Below are 14,969 nucleotides of genomic sequence, written 5' to 3' on the forward strand. Positions count from 1 at the left end.
TCGGTGCAGGCGCTCGGGCCTGAGATCACGGCGCGCCGAAGGTCGCAGTAGTGGTGCTGCCAGCCGTTCTGCGGGAGCGAATGCTGCTGGGCGGGCCGTCTGGGGCGGTCCAGCTGCGGTCAGTTCCTCGTGGGCGGGCGGACCATCTGGGCGACTGCCGTGTCGGCGAAGTCTCCGAGTCCGTCGCGGTCGGTGGAGGCGCTGACCTGGCGCCAGGCGGCGTCCTCGGCGGCGCGCGCCTCGGCAATCTGCGGGGCGAGCCAGGCAGCGTCGGAGCCCAGGAGCAGCCGCGTCGGGGGGGCCTGCTCCTCGGTGAGGCGCAGGATCACGGCGGCCATCTTGGCCGGGTCACCACGCTGCACGTCAGGGTTGTTGCTGTAGGTGCGGGCGAAGACGCCGACCGTTTCCTCGTACTCGTCGTGGATGTCCGGCACGGGCATGGGGGCTGCTGCCCAGGGGGTTCGGATGCCGCCCGGTTCCACGAGCGTGACGCGGATCCCGATGGGGGCGACCTCACGCGCGAGGATCTCGGTGAACCCGCCCAGGGCCCACTTCGAGGACTGGTAGGCGCCTAGACCGGGCTGGTTGCGGCGGCCGCCGACGGTGGAGAGGTTGATGATGCTGCCCGAACGACGCGGGCGCATCACCGGAAGTACGGCGCGCGCCGTGTTGACCGCGCCGAAGAAATTGACGTTCACATCGCGGTGGAACTCATCCTCGGACATGTCCTCGATGGAGCCGACGCTCCGGGCGCCGGCGCTGTTCACGAGGACGTCGATGGCTCCGAACTCGGCAACGGCGTGGGCGACGGCGTCACGGGCGGAGGCCGGATCGGTCACGTCCATGGCGCGTACGCGCAGTCGCTCTCGGTGCTCGTCGGGGACGGGCACGGTGTCGGGTGCCAGGTCTGTTGCCATCACGTTGTGGCCGGCGGCGAGCGCCGCCTCGACGACGCGGCTGCCCAGGCCCCCGGCGGCACCGGCTATCAGAAAGGTCTTGCTCACTGCTTCTCACCTCTGCAGGAATCGGTGGTCTGCTCGACGGGGCGGACCGTCACGGGGGGCGCGGGCTGCGGGCACGGCGCGGGTTCGGGGGTACTTCGACCGGCCCGCGCCGTGCCCGCGGGGTCCGTCAGGCGGAGGGGTAGTCCGTGGAGCGGCTCACCTCGGCCCACTTGTTGGCCTCGGCGAGGCGGCCTTCCTCGGAGGTGATGGCGATTCCCAAGGCGTCGCTGCCGAGCAGCAGGCGGCGCGGGGGCTCCTCGGAGTCCACGGCGCCGATGATCGCGCGGGCCATGCGGTCGGGGTCACCGGGCTCGTTGCCGGCGTACTCCGCGAATCGGGTCAGCCACAGACCGACGGTCTCCTCGTAGTCGGGGGTGATGGGGCCCAACGGCTTCGCCGCACCCGCGGCCCAGCCGGTGCGGATGCCGCCCGGCTCGACGATGGTGACCTTGACGCCGAACGGTGCGACCTCGTTCGCCAGGGCCTCGGAGAAGCCCTCGACGGCGAATTTGGCGGTCTGGTAGGCGCTCAGTCCCGGTGTTCCGCCCACGCGGCCGCCGATGGATGAGATCTGCACGATGTGTCCGGACCGCTGGCGGCGCACGACCGGCAGGACAGCCCTGGTTACGTTGACCATGCCGTACAGGTTGGCGTCGATCTGTGCGCGGAACTCGTCCTCGGGGAAGTCCTCGATCGAGCCGCTTGTTGCGTAGCCGGCATTGTTCACTACGACGTCGACCGAGCCGAACCGCCCTACCGCGGCGGCCACGACGTCCCGGGACTGGGACGCGGAGGTGACGTCCAGCGCCACCGTCTGAAGCTGTTCGGCGTGCTCGGCCTTCAGAGAAGCCAGCGCCTCAGGCTTGCGGGAGGTCACCACGACGTTGTCGCCGGCCTCCAGTGCCGCGAGCACGAGAGCCCTGCCCAGGCCCTGCGAGCCCCCAGTGATCAGCCAAGTCCGTGCCATTGCGTGTTCCTCGTTTCGTCTCGTTCAGCACCCAGCCTGGGGCAGCAACTCAACTGTAGACGAAGTAGACGCAAATGCAACACCCGTGATGCAGAAAAGGTGAGCGTTGCATCTCGTTATGGGATGATATCGACTTAAGTGAATCGAAGGGATAGGCTCGCCAAACCATGAGAGCTGACGCCGCACGTAACCTGACTGCGGTCCTCCATGCCGGAGCTCGGCTCCTGGCCGAGGACCCGGGCACCTCCATGTCGGCCATCGCCGCCGCCGCCGGAGTCGACCGAACCACCGTCCACCGCCGCTTCGCGAACCGTGAAGCCCTGCTCAGCGCCGTCTTCCAGGCCAAGCTCGATTCCTCCGAGCGCGTCCTGGACGAGGCCCGCCTAGCGGAGGCCCCCCTGCCGGTCGCCCTCCACCGCTACCTGGAGGGGATCATCCCCGTCAGTCGCGAATGGCCTCTCGACACTCGCCGCATGATGCAGAACGATCCCTCGGCCCGTATCCGCCGACAGGAGCAGAGCGCGCGCCTGGACGCCTTCATCCGCCGCGCGCTGGACGAGGGATACCTGCGCGCCGACGTCGACGAGATCTGGGCGCGGAGCCTTCTCGACCAGCTCGTCGACACTGTCGCCCACCGGTTCCCCGACCTGGAACCTCCGCAGGCGGCGGACCTCGTCGCCTCCACACTCCTGAACGGCCTCGGCGCGGCCTGACACCCCCGCCCCCGAGCGGAACGAAGACGCCTCGCCACACCAGGCCAAGGCGCGCTTTGCCGGACCTCCAGGCGTGAACCGCACGCCTGCCGCGTCCTGCCCAGCCCCCGCAATCACAGGCGGGGGCCGCGGCCCACACACCCATGCACACAATCGGAAGGACAATCATGGACCTCGCACTCACAGGCCGCCGGGCTCTTGTGACGGGCTCCAGTTCCGGCCTCGGCGCCGCGATCGCGCGGCTACTGGCAGCCGAAGGTGCCGACGTCGTTGTGCACGGACGGGACGAAGCCCGAGCACACGCGGTGGCACAGGACATCGGCGCGGTCGCGGCAGTGGTCGGTGACCTCGCAACAGAGGACGGAGCCGACGACGTAGCCAATCGCGCCGGCGACATCGACATTCTCGTCAACAATGCCGGAGCCTACGATCACGCCGGCTGGGACTCAGCCGACGCCGCCACCTGGACACGCACCTACGAGGTGAACGTCATCTCGGGCGTACGTATGATCCAGCGACTGGTACCGGGCATGCGGGCCAGGGGATGGGGACGCGTTATCCAGATCGGCGGCGGACTCGCCTCACAGCCCATGGCTGCGCAGCCCCACTACAACGCCACGCTCGCAGCGCGTCACAACCTTGCCGTCTCCCTGGCGCGTGAGCTGAAGGGAACCGGAGTGACCTCGAACATCGTTTCGCCAGGAGCCATCATGGTGGACGCCGTCCGGGACATGCTCACAGAGATGGCCCCCGAACGCGGCTGGGGCGACACGTGGGAAGAGATCGAGCGCAACGCTGCCGACAGCTACGTGCCCAACGACACGCACCGCTTCGGCCGACCCGACGAGGTCGCCGGCGCCGTCGCCTACCTCAGTAGCCCCTATGCCGACTACGTCAGCGGCGCGACCATCCGCGTCGACGGCGGCACCATCCGCTCAGTCATGTGACGTTGAGTCACCTGCGGGGTTACATGTGACCCGGCAGGTGGCGCTTCGCGCCCCCCGGCCACCGCACTCAGCCGGGACGGCGTTTTCGCAGGGGCAGCCGCGCTACCGTTCCCTGGCGTCGGACCGGGCGAGGGTCCATACCTTGGCCCAGGCCCCCGCGGAGACCTTCGCGAATCCTCCCCGGCGTTGCTGCGGGCACGGTCCGGGTTCGCAGCGTCCGCCCTACGCCAAGCCTGTTGCCGCCGTCTCCTGTTGAGCCCAGACTGTCCTGCCCTCGTTGTGGTACCGAATGCCCCAGTTGTCGGCGATACTCTCGACGATGAACAGACCGCGGCCGCCCTCGTTGATTACGCGGGCGTGCTTGAGACGTGGCGCGCTTGCTCCTGCATCACGGACTTCGCATGTCAGGCGCCCGTCCATGATGAGCCGCAGGCGATACGGCGGAACTCCGTAGCGGACGGAGTTGCCGACGAGCTCACTGACGATGAGTTCGGTGGTGAAGACATCCTCCTCACCGATCCTCCATGCGGAGAGCTGTCTGCGTGCGACCTTGCGTGCGGCTGGGACGGCCTCTGCATCTTCGGCCAGCGCAACCGCGAGCACCTTGTCTGCGGGCAGTCCGCGAGCACGCGCCAGCAGCAGCATCTTCTCCGTGTCATTGCGGTCGCGCAGCGCGTAGGAGAGCCTGTCGCTGACTTCGGAGAGCGGCAACGCCGCTCCCTGGCGCAGCAGGGAGCGCAGGACTGGTGTGTTCTCGAGGAGGTTCTCATTGCAGACGGCGAGCAGGCTCTCTGCTGGCATCGGCAATTCGGTGGCAGGGAAGGGCGCGTGATCGCTTCCGGCAAGGACGGGCCCGCCCGGCACGGACACCGTCTTCGAAGCGCCGTCGGGAAGGACCGGATACGGCTCCGAGAGGCCGGCGCGAACAATCGTGCACGTGTGGTCGACCGAGTCGTAGATGGCGATCAGACACGCAGCCGTGAGCGGTTCACGGTTGAGCGCATCCCCAGTCGGCAACGCTGCTCGCTCGACAGCCATCGGCTGGGCGGTATCGCTCAGCCGCGCCATAAGAGGTCATCTCATTTGGTTGGTTCGGTAGCCTCGGCTCATGGGAATCGTGGAGCGTCTCGTGCCTGACGAGTTGTGGGGGTTGTTCGAGCGGGTGGTGCCGCCGGCTCCGGTTCGGCCGCAAGGTGGTGGTCGTCGACGTCATGGGGAACGTGAGGTGTTGGCGGCGATCGTGTTCGTTGCCACGTCGGGGTGTACGTGGGCGCAGTTGCCGCCGTCGTTCGGACCGTCGGGGCCGACAGCTCACCGTCGCTTCAGTGAGTGGTCTAAGGCCCGGGTGTGGGCCAAGCTGCACCGCCTGGTCCTCGACGAACTCGGCGCGCGCGGGGACTTGGACTGGTCGCGGTGCGCGATCGACTCGGTGAACATGCGGGCCATGAAAAAGGGGACCTGACAGGTCCGAATCCTGTGGATCGCGGTAAGTACGGGTCGGAGATCCACTTGGTCACCGAGCGCACCGGTTTACCGCTCTCGATCGGTATCTCCGGAGCGAACATGCACGACAGCCAGGGACTGGAGCCGCTCGTGCGGGGTATCCCGCCCATCCCCTCCCGCCGCGGACCGCGCCGGCGTAAGCCTGGCAAGCTCCACGCCGACAAAGGCTACGACTACCACCACCTGCGGCAATGGCTATCCAGCCGCGGCATCACCCACCGCATCGCCCGCAGAGGCGTCGACTCCTCCGAGCGCCTGGGCCGTCATCGCTGGGTCGTGGAACGGTCGATGTCCTGGCTCGCCGGCTGCCGCCGCCTCCACCCCCGCTACGAACGCAAAGCAGAACACTTCCTCGCCTTCGCCGGCATCGCCGCAACCCTCATCTGCTACCGCCGACTAGCCAAATGAGATGTCCTCTAAGACAGTGTCCTATGTGGGAGCGTCTCGTTGAGCTGAACATGGGGCGAGGTACGTGGAGTTGGATTGTTCCGGATGGTTTGTGGGAGATCGCGGAGCCATTGATCCCGCCGTCGAAGGTGCGGCCGCAGGGCGGCGGGACGCAGGACACGCCTGATGAGACGCTGTTCGCGGCGATCATCTACGTCCTGGTCAGTGGCTGTGCCTGGCGGGCCCTGCCACCCTGTTTCGGCATTTCGAAGTCCACCGCGCATCGCCGGTTCCTGATCTGGTCGAGAGCCGGGGTGTGGGGCCGGCTCCACGAGGCCGTGCTGGATCGGATCGACGAGTGCGGACTGCTCGACCTCACACGCACGGTCCTCGACTCCGCCCACGTACGGGCTAAAAAGGGGGCGAACTCACAGGTCCGAGCCCCGTGGACCGAGGCAAACCGGGCTCCACAATGCACGTCTTGTCGGACGCGAACGGGCTGCCCCTCGTCGTCGGCGTCTCCGCAGGCAACACCCCTGACAGTCAGGGCCTGAAGGCGATGGTCGCCGGTCTCCAAACGAGACACGACCCCGAAAACGGCTGGCACTACAAACCCCGCAAGCTCCACGCCGACAAGGCGTACGACCAGCGCGACCTGCGACGATGGCTCCGCGGCAAACGCATCGGCGTCCGCATCGCCCGCAAAGGAATCGAGTCCAGCCAACGATGAGGCCGACGACGATGGGTCATCGAGCGGACCATGTCCTGGCTGACCGGCTACCGCAGACTCAACCACCGCTACGAACGTCATCCCCGCAACTACTTGGCCTTCCTCGGCCTCGCCGCCGCCCTCTGCTGCTACAAACGACTCATTCGGCTCACCACATAGGACACTGTCTAAGGCGGCCGAGGACATCGACCCCCGGCCTTCCGCCACCGGTCCCGACACAGCCGCAAGTCCGAGGGGCGAACCCCCGCTCTGACACGAGCAGCTGCCAGTCGACGTCGTTGTAGAGGACGAAGGGGATGCCTCACGGTCTAGGCAGTCTCAGCCTCGGCCCTGGCGACCGCTTCAACCGGTGGGGGAGAAGCAGCTCGATCAACACTCATAGGCCGTCGTTCGCTATACACGGATGAATAGTCACATCACGACGTGCGGTGCAATCGGCACACCGATCACGACCAACCAGGACGTCTCACCGTGATCGTGTCACGACCTCATAGAGCGCCCAGCGCGCGAAAGCGAGTGGTACTACAGCCGTACATCCGTGTTCCTGCAGGCCAACGGCACTACCGAGGGCGCCCGAAACTGGCGTGCCATCAGGTCTGACGTGCCTTGGCGGCTCGCTCGCCAGGCGCAATCCTGCCCTGCCGGACCAAGACGGCTGTGCCTCTGACGGCGACCCGAGCGAAGTGCAACTGGAGTACTAAGCGTTGTCCCGTAACTCAGGGCAGAGGTCGGTAGGTCACCACAAGCAGATCTGGTTGTCTGGTTGCGCCCCGAATTGCGGCCTAAACCGGATCCTAGCGAAATGGGTTGAACTGGACATTAGCAAGCGGTGCCCAGAGTTACGGGACAGCCCTTAGGCGGCGGATGCCCGACAAGGGAGGACTATCGCTCCCGACCCAGAGCACCGAGCACCGGGGCCCGCCACGCAAGCCGCTCGACGACGGTAGCCGTCCGACCCAACCCCCGTGCCTGCGTGGCGCAAACCGCCTTGCGCTCGGAGGGTTTTGAACCGGACGATCTCCTACGCCGTCGATACAGGGAGAGGGCCTCCGGCCAGCAGGGCCGAGTGAAGCTGCCCTCAGCACTCACTGGGAAGAGGCCGGGAGCAATGAGGGGGACAGCTCACAACTCAGCACCCGGCGTCGATCCGAAACGAGGCGTCAGCAAGTTCCGAGAAGCGAAGCAGGCGACGAATCGGGAACAGATTGACTGGCGTCTCCCATGTTCGAGTCGCCGTGCGTAGATACAAGGGCCTTCGCGCAGAATCATCGCACACGCCAGCCGCAATGCGTTTTTGGTCGAACCACTACGGAGATAATCGTGAAACTTTCACGTAAGAAGAAAGCTTATGCCGTGCTGCTGGGAGCCCCAGCGCTCTGTGCCGCGGCAGTGCTGGCCCTCGGGACATCATGGGGCAGTACGGGCGGGCAGCGGAGCACGACTCAGATTCGCTCTGTTGACGCGGACATAGGGAACGTGACTCACGCAACGGACGCCCCCGAGAGCAGTGGATCCAAGTTCAACGTCCTCGCATTCTACGACAGTAAGCAAAGTGATCCCGCACACGCAAGTTTCGACGAAGAGGCGAAGGGATGGTTTCCTCAGGTAGCAGGTTCCCACAATTTTTCATGGACCGCGACGGACGACTGGTCGAAGTTGAATGCGGGCAATCTCTCCCACTATCAGGTCGTCATGTTCCTCGACGACTATCCTCATGTTAAGGATCAGCAGCAGGCCTTTGAAAATTACATGAAGAACGGCGGAGCGTGGATGGGGTTCCATGTCTCTGCTTACAATGACAATCCATCCGACTGGCCCTGGTACCACAACACCTTCCTTGGGACTGGCGCCTTTAAATCGAACAGCTGGGAACCGACATCCGAGACTCTTAAAATAGAGGACCGAAGCAACCCCGCAACGCGCGGACTTCCGGATACCATTAAGTCATCGACGAGCGAGTGGTATAGCTGGGATCAGGATCTGAGGAAGAATCCCGATCTTCGCATCATTGCCTCTATTGATCAGTCCAGTTTCCCTGTCGGTACGGATCCGGCCCAAACCTGGCGCAAGGGCGACTTTCCTGTAGTGTGGACCAATAAGCATTACAAAATGATCTACAACAACTTCGGCCACAATGCCATGGACTACGCGAAGAACAAGACGCTGTCTCACACATTCGCCAGCGAGCAGCAGGACCAACTCGTTCTGCAGGGCCTTGAGGGTCTTGGCGGGGTCGACTCGAAGGTAACTCCGGCTAAGAACCCTTCGACTAGCCCTTCTCCGCCGATGAGTCCTTCTCCGAGCGTCAGCAGCTCGTCAGCCCCTGCGTCGCCTAGCCCCCAGCCCTCGAGTTCCGTTACTGCTCCGGTGAAGGCAGGGCAGGTAATGATGGGAACAACGGGCAAGTGCGTTGAAGTGAGTGGAAATAACGAAAATGCGGAATCCGCTGTGCAGCTGAACGATTGCACAAAAGGGGATTCGCAGCTCTGGTCCAGTAATGGAAATGGCACGCTTCAGGCGCTGGGACAGTGTATGGATCTACAGAGCGGCGGGCTCAAGGACGGCACTCCGGTGATCATGGCGCCCTGCAACGCTTCTTCTTCACAGCAGTGGGCGAGGGTCGGGCACATGTTCGTTAATGCGGCATCCGGCCGGTGCCTTGATGCCAAGGATAAGAAAACTGCGAACGAGACAAAGCTACAGGTATGGTTCTGCTGGTATGGGGCCAATCAACGCTGGCATCTGACCAGCAACGCCTCTCCCAGCAACAAGTAGACGCTTCTCACCGAAACCCCCCACCCCGGAGCGACGCCTACCTCCCTCGGCCACTCCTTCAAGGTGGTCACGTTGATGAGGCCAGGGTAGTGGTTTTCGTTCAGAGGCCTGAGATACCTCGGGACGTTTTGAGGGCATTAAGAGAACTGAGAATGGCGCGCGGGATACGAAACAGCCGACCGGGGGGATTGGTGAGATAGAAGCAAGTCACGATCTTCGTTACTCGAATCCGACTGGGAATCCGGGCGAGCTGCCACCTTCGTGACACGCGGTCGGGGCCGATATGCGGCACCGACCGCTTTGCTCTTCGGATCGCGAGCGAGGGTCAGTAGGGCACTGAACGCCCAGGCGCGGTCAAGCGCGACGCATCCTTCGCCGTACGAGGGTATTTCAAGTCGTCGATTCCGCGTTATGCAAGAGACGTCAGGACGGCGTCAGCGCTAACCTCGATCTTTCTTGAGGGTCCGCCGACGGAGTCGGCGGACCCTTTTGCTTTCCGGTGCTGATGCCGGGCAGGCCGGTGGCCCGGCTGTCGCGTCGGGTGGGCGCCGGGTTCCGCTGCCCGGGCGGGTGATGCTGCCGCAGGGACGATGGGTTGCCAGTCAGCCGGGGTCAGGCAGGAGCGCGAGCCGTTCAAGGGCGGCGGTGATCTCGCCGGTCCAGGGCCAGTGCCGGGCGAGGCGGAGAATCCTGCGCCGGTCGGTGGTGACAAGCTCGCCGGCTGCGGAGAACAGGCGAAACCGCAATCGACGCGGTTCCCAGAGCCTCGCCCGGCCGGTCAGCGCGAGCATGGGCATCCAGGCCAGCGGGTCGAGCGCGATCTGGACGATCTCCATCCAGACCCGGTTCTGGGCGGTGTCGTGCAGGGGCAGGTTGCGCAGGCCGGTGGCTCGGGCGGCCCGGATCCGGTCCTCGGCCCGTGCCCGGAGCCGGTGGCGCAGCTCGAGCTCGGCGATCGGCCGGCCGGTGGTGTTGGTCGCGAAGCACGTGATCCGCATGCCGTCCGCGTCCGTGATCCTCAACTGGGCGCCGGGATGGGGCCGTTCCTTGCGGACGATGAGCCGCATGCCCTTGGGCCAGTCGTCCAGGAGCTTGCCGGTGAGCTCGGCGACCCAGGCCCCGTCCCGGGCCTCACCGTCGGCCTCGACGGCCGGGGTCCAGGCCGAGGCGGGGACCTTCAGCACGTGTTCGTGGATCGCTTCGGTGACCGTCATGCCGACCGAGTAGGACAGCCATCGGCCCCGCTTCGCGAGCCAGGACACGAAGTCGTGGGTGCCGCCGGCGGAGTCCGTGCGGATCAGCGTCTGCCGTCCTCGCCGGTAGTGTTTGGGCAGTTGGGCCAGGGCGAGTTGGGCGGTGGTGATGTGGTCGGCGGCGGTGTTGGAGCCCGCGTTTCCCGGTCGCAGGAGGGCGGCGACGGGTTCACCGGTTCCGCCCGGTCCGTGGTCGGCGAAAGCCGTCAGCGGGTGGTGGCCGTAGGTCTTCTTCCAGGTCGCGGCCGCGTCCCGCTTGTCGGAGTGGGCGATCACGAGGACGCCATCGAGGTCGACAGTGACCTGGCCGTCGGCGTCCGGGGCGTTCTCGCCGGCCAACGACCAGGCACGATGACGGACTTCGGAGCGTGCGGACCGGACGGCCTGCAGGGCTTTGTCGCCGGATGCGGCGAGGGTGTCGATCAGGCGGGAGACGGTCGGGTCGGAGGCGACCGGGCCGAAGACGGCCGGCTCACACCGCAGCATGGCGACGTCTGCGAGGCAGTCCCCGCCCAGTGCGACCGCCAGGGCGACGTCCAGGAGGATCTTGCCGGGATCGTGGACGGCCCGCGGTTTGCGCCACGGAGCCAGAGCTGCGGATATCGCCTGGTCAAGGCCCGTCTTGCGGACCGTCTCCAGCAGCAGGACCGCACCGGCCTGCGAGAGCACCTGCCGACCGTCTGCCTGGACACGGACACGTGGGTACGACGAGATAGGCTCTCTCACCTGGAAAGTGCTCTTTTCCTTGCAGCCAACAGGACCCTCAGCAAGTCCTATCGTTGCAGGTCAAGGGCGCTTTCCGTGTTTCTGATCAACTCTTGGACAGCCCACCTCGTGAAAGCCCGAGGCTAATGAGGCCGAACTGGATTCGAGCGTCGAGCACGCCGTTGGGTGTCAGTGGGCCGGCCACCTCACCGTGCGCATTGCCACCCTCGAGGGTCAGCGCCGCTGCAAGTTCTCACCGTACGAACGCGCGCTGGCCGGTCTGGTGTACTCAAGTCGTCATCGGGTTTGTTATCGCGGTCAACGCCGCTCATACATACACCACCGTGGTGACCGATCTACTGGCCGCGGGGGCTGTCAAACGTTCGACTCTGTCTCACATCCGGTGGTAACTGAGCGTCATGACCTGGGAGTTTCGCAGCTCAGAGGTATCTCCCCGAATGGCAGGGGCAGCGCTCCGGCAAAGGCTATCGAAGCTCGCCCGCAGACCCGGTCGCGGCCTGACCTGCAACCACTCCCGAACTTACTCTGCGCTACCACCGTATGTGGGACAGAGCCGCTCATTTGACAGACCCGGTTTAAACAAAACGGCCCAGGCGCAGAGGACCGCCCGGTGGGCCACTGCCTCTTGCGCGAAATAGGGCCACCCGGGCATCGACCACGTTCCGGGCACCCGTCGAGCAGGGCAGGGCGCTGCTGAAGTCCTCATGGATCTTCTGAAGGTCCAGGACCAGTCACCATGGGATGACGTTAGTCGTCAAGGCCGTCCCTGCGCTTCGAACGGCAACGCTGGAAGTGCTCGCTGTCTGGGGGCGTGATCGAAGCAATCTATGAGATGCCAGGCGGCGCTAGGTCCTGTCTTCAAAGGCAACTGATGGGGCATCATGTGGTGCATGGTGCGGCGGCATGAGCTTTCGGACGAAGAGTGGGATGTGCTGTCGGGGCTGTTGCCAAGGACGGAGACGGGGCGGCCCCGGCTGGACGATCGGGTGGTACTGAACGGGATCGTATGGAAACTGCGGACCGGTTCGGCTTGGCGTGACGTGCCTGAGCGGTATGGGTCATGGCGAACGTTGTACACGCGTTTTCGCAGGTGGGCCCTGGACGGGACGTTTACACGGATGCTGGAGACTCTCCAGGCCGGCAAAGATGCGGCAGGAGACATCGACTGGCTGGTGTCGGTGGACTCCACGATCACTCGCGCTCACCAGCACGCGGCCGGCGCCCGTAAAAAGGGGCAGCCCCCGCAGAAGCGGCACACGCTCACGCCCTCGGACGATCCCGTGGCGGACTGACCACCAAAATCCATCTCGCCTGCGACGGCCGCGGCCGCCCACTGGGCTTCGTCCTCACCGGCGGCAACGTCAATGACTGCACACAGTTGGAGCAGGTCCTCGCGCAGATCAAGGTCCGCCGCCAGGGGCCGGGCCGACCTCGCACCCGGCCCGACCACCTTCTGGGCGACAAGGGCTACAGCAGCCGCCGCATACGTAACTACCTGCGCAAACACGGAATCCCGCACACCATTCCCGAACGCTCGGACCAACGAGAAAACCGTCGTCGACGCGGCAGCAGCGGCGGCAGACCAACCGCTTTCGACAAGGAGCGCTACAAGAAGCGCAACGTCGTTGAGCGCTGCTTCAACGTCTTAAAGCAGTACCGGGCCATCGCCACACGCTACGACAAAACCCGCGAATCCTACGAAGCGGCCGTCACGATCGCATCCCTCCTGATGTGGATATGACCCTTTGAAGACACGCCCTAGGCGTGAGTGGCGCATAAGATTGTTGTGCCAGTGGCAGGATTTCGTTTCAGTCTCGCGTGTTGTGGCTGCCTCGGGAATGGGAGGAAGTTTCTCCTTCACTCGCTCCTGAGGGCGTCCCCGACGTGTGCAATGACCTGGCGGGCCCGGATTCCAACAGCAATCGCGCGGATGCCCGTATCAGACGGCCAACCGTGTAGTGACCAGGCTGAATCTCCTCTATGAGACTGGCTTCCACCAAGCTCAGGAGGGCTGAGCGCGCGACAGAAGATGCGACGTTCATAAGACCGCCTGCTTCAATAACGTCAGTTGAAGATTTGTCACTCCAAGACAGGCGGCTGAGCAAGCCGGCAGGGAGGCTGCCAAGGGAACGGTAAGAGCAGGACAGTACGGTCTTTAGGTCGACGCTAGGATCCGGATCATTGAGAAAAGAAAAAGGGTCTTCTGACTCCCGAAGCTCTTCAGCTACCGCTGACAGTGAAAGCTCGCTGCGGTATACAGCCTTCGCTACTACCGTCGAGAGCGCAAGAGGGAGCTTGTCGCATAGCGAAGCGATCTCGGCCAGAAGTGGGATGTCCTGTCTGTGAACGGCTCGCTCGACGAGTCTCTTCGAAAGGTAATCCTGTGCCTCGCCGTTGGTGAAGGTGCTTAGTGGAAGCGGGAGGGCTTGGTACGTCGTAATCAGCCCTGTCAGACGGTTGCGACTGGTGATGATGGCGAGGCAGGTCTCTTCACCCGGCATGAAGGGGCGCACCTGTTCCAAGGTTTGGACGTTGTCTAGGACAATGATCATTTTTTTATCTGCTATGAGCCCTCGGAACAGCATGGAGCGGGCGTCCAAGCCTTCCGGAACATCATTGCGGTGGACTCCTAGGGTCGCGATTAGGTCGCCAATTACATTTACTGGATCACGAGGTTGACTGACGGCAGAGAAGCCGCCCAAGTCGACGAAGAATTGACCGTCCGGGTAATAAGGGGTCAGGGTCCGTGCCGCGTGAACGGCCAACGCCGTTTTTCCTACACCCGCCTGCCCGCTGACCATGACAACAGGGGGGGTCCCGGCGGTGGATTGGGGTGTCGCGAACACCGCGAGGGAGTCCATCTCCATTTGACGACCGGTAAACCCGCGTACTCCTGGGGGGAGTTGGCGGGGTATGGCTGGAAAGCCGGGGCGCCACACGACCCGCCTCGTGCCAGGCCGCCCATCCTCGACAGCGGAAGCTGATGGGAGACGGTTCGACAGGACAAGCTGGTGAGTTCTCTCTAGGGCCGCGGATGGGTTCACACCCAACGTCTCACGAAGAAGCCGCCGGGTTGATTGGAAAGCCTCGAGTGCCTCGGACTGTCGCCCCGACCCGTAAAGTGCGACCATCCTCAACTCGACCAATCGCTCACGGAGGGGGTATTTGCTCGTAAGTTCACTCAGCCGTGCCGCGGCGTCAGCACACCTGCCTCGATCGATTTCGCATCTGACTTGATCTTCGACAATTGTCAGACGAAGCTCCTCCAGCAGTTCCCTCTGGTGTTGAGCGTGGGGTCCCGGTACTCCAGCCATGGCTGTTCCCTTCCAAAGGTCAAGCGCACGGGAGAAGGTGCTTGAGGCTGCATCGAGGGCGCCTGTTGAGTGCGCGTGCCTGGCCTGGGCGACCAATCGACGGAAAACATTGACGTCGAGATCCCCAGGTGTGAAATGAAGCGCATAGCCACCATCCGTCGACCTAAGGCAGCAAGCGCCACTTTCATCGCGCACTACCTGGCGCAGCCTGTAGATGTATGTCCGAACAGATCCTGCCGCTGAGTTAGGGGCGCTATCTCCCCACACGTCATTCACCAGTTCGGGCACACTGGCAGAGGCCCCGTGCCTCATTAGAAGTGAAACGAGCACCGCGCGTTGTCGAGGCTGGCCCACCTCAATTCGATCCTGGCCGACACGAACACGGAGGGGGCCCAGAACGTCAAATCCAAATTCGGTGGGCATGAGGGGAGTCTTTTCTGTATGTGTAGATTTGGCGACGCAACCTCCTACCCTCCGACTGCATACAGAGGGCTGGTACGCCACTTGTACTTCCTTCGGTCGTCCACGTCAGGGACGTGGACACGTCAACGAGCGCGGTCCCTTCAGGTGACGAGACCTTCCAAGGCACCTCCCTCCTTGCGGGGCAGCGAGTCCATCCCTCGGACATCGGTTGAAACGCCACAGAGGCC

10 protein-coding genes and 2 pseudogenes are annotated in these 14,969 nt (G+C 64.3%); 6 read left to right on the forward strand and 6 right to left on the reverse strand.

What is annotated here, in order from left to right:
- Positions 1-119 precede the first annotated feature (119 nt).
- Together OG310_RS37755 and OG310_RS37760 are read right to left on the reverse strand one after the other, a co-directional pair.
- Entirely contained in the window at positions 120-1,004 is an 885-nt protein-coding gene (locus OG310_RS37755; RefSeq protein ID WP_329460709.1) for an SDR family NAD(P)-dependent oxidoreductase, read from the reverse strand.
- Positions 1,005-1,131: 127 nt separating this feature from the next.
- Positions 1,132-1,971 carry an oxidoreductase gene (locus tag OG310_RS37760; protein WP_329460710.1) on the reverse strand — a complete coding sequence of 280 codons (840 nt, stop codon included), beginning with the start codon at positions 1,969-1,971 and terminating at the stop codon, positions 1,132-1,134.
- A 167-nt stretch (positions 1,972-2,138) separates the two neighbouring features.
- Here OG310_RS37760 and OG310_RS37765 point away from each other — a divergent pair, with 167 nt between their 5' ends.
- Both OG310_RS37765 and OG310_RS37770 read left to right on the forward strand, forming a co-directional pair.
- Positions 2,139-2,684: a TetR/AcrR family transcriptional regulator gene (locus OG310_RS37765; protein ID WP_329460711.1), complete on the forward strand. Its 546-nt coding sequence runs from the start codon at positions 2,139-2,141 to the stop codon at positions 2,682-2,684.
- A gap of 167 nt (positions 2,685-2,851) precedes the next feature.
- On the forward strand, positions 2,852-3,631 hold the full coding sequence (locus tag OG310_RS37770) for an SDR family NAD(P)-dependent oxidoreductase (protein ID WP_329460712.1): 780 nt from the start codon (positions 2,852-2,854) through the stop codon (positions 3,629-3,631).
- 222 nt (positions 3,632-3,853) lie between these two features.
- Here OG310_RS37770 and OG310_RS37775 read toward each other — a convergent pair whose 3' ends face one another.
- The gene (locus OG310_RS37775; protein WP_329460713.1) at positions 3,854-4,699 is read right to left on the reverse strand and encodes an ATP-binding protein; all 846 of its coding nucleotides are present in this window, start codon (positions 4,697-4,699) and stop codon (positions 3,854-3,856) included.
- 40 nt (positions 4,700-4,739) lie between these two features.
- Between OG310_RS37775 and OG310_RS37780 the strand changes: the two genes are divergently transcribed.
- The 3 genes and pseudogenes from OG310_RS37780 (at position 4,740) to OG310_RS37790 (ending at position 9,026) form a co-directional block, all read left to right on the forward strand.
- Positions 4,740-5,542, forward strand: a protein-coding gene (locus OG310_RS37780) for an IS5 family transposase (protein ID WP_329460714.1) whose coding sequence is annotated in 2 segments (ribosomal slippage) — positions 4,740-5,082 and positions 5,082-5,542 — 804 coding nt in all. Because the reading frame shifts where the segments join, the coding sequence is not laid out codon by codon here.
- Positions 5,543-5,592: 50 nt separating this feature from the next.
- Positions 5,593-6,410 (forward strand): annotated as a pseudogene (locus OG310_RS37785) (IS5 family transposase).
- 1,161 nt (positions 6,411-7,571) lie between these two features.
- A complete protein-coding gene (locus tag OG310_RS37790) occupies positions 7,572-9,026 on the forward strand; it encodes a ThuA domain-containing protein (protein WP_329460715.1) in 1,455 nt (484 codons plus the stop codon).
- A 602-nt stretch (positions 9,027-9,628) separates the two neighbouring features.
- Here the strand turns inward: OG310_RS37790 and OG310_RS37795 are convergent.
- The gene (locus OG310_RS37795) at positions 9,629-11,005 is read right to left on the reverse strand and encodes an IS1380 family transposase (RefSeq protein ID WP_329460716.1); all 1,377 of its coding nucleotides are present in this window, start codon (positions 11,003-11,005) and stop codon (positions 9,629-9,631) included.
- Positions 11,006-11,895: 890 nt separating this feature from the next.
- Here OG310_RS37795 and OG310_RS37800 point away from each other — a divergent pair.
- A protein-coding gene (locus OG310_RS37800; protein ID WP_443078929.1) for an IS5 family transposase occupies positions 11,896-12,746 on the forward strand; the annotation gives its coding sequence in 2 pieces (ribosomal slippage) (positions 11,896-12,240 and positions 12,243-12,746; 849 coding nt in all).
- Between the two features lie 67 nt (positions 12,747-12,813).
- Here OG310_RS37800 and OG310_RS37805 read toward each other — a convergent pair.
- Both OG310_RS37805 and OG310_RS38820 read right to left on the reverse strand, forming a co-directional pair.
- Positions 12,814-13,806, reverse strand: coding sequence for an NB-ARC domain-containing protein (locus OG310_RS37805; protein ID WP_329460717.1), 993 nt, complete (start codon positions 13,804-13,806; stop codon positions 12,814-12,816).
- A 210-nt stretch (positions 13,807-14,016) separates the two neighbouring features.
- Positions 14,017-14,742, reverse strand: a pseudogene (locus OG310_RS38820) (AfsR/SARP family transcriptional regulator); the annotation flags it as partial.
- Positions 14,743-14,969: the final 227 nt, after the last annotated feature.

The sequence above is a fragment of the Streptomyces sp. NBC_01497 genome, from assembly GCF_036250695.1.
GTDB lineage: Bacteria > Actinomycetota > Actinomycetes > Streptomycetales > Streptomycetaceae > Streptomyces.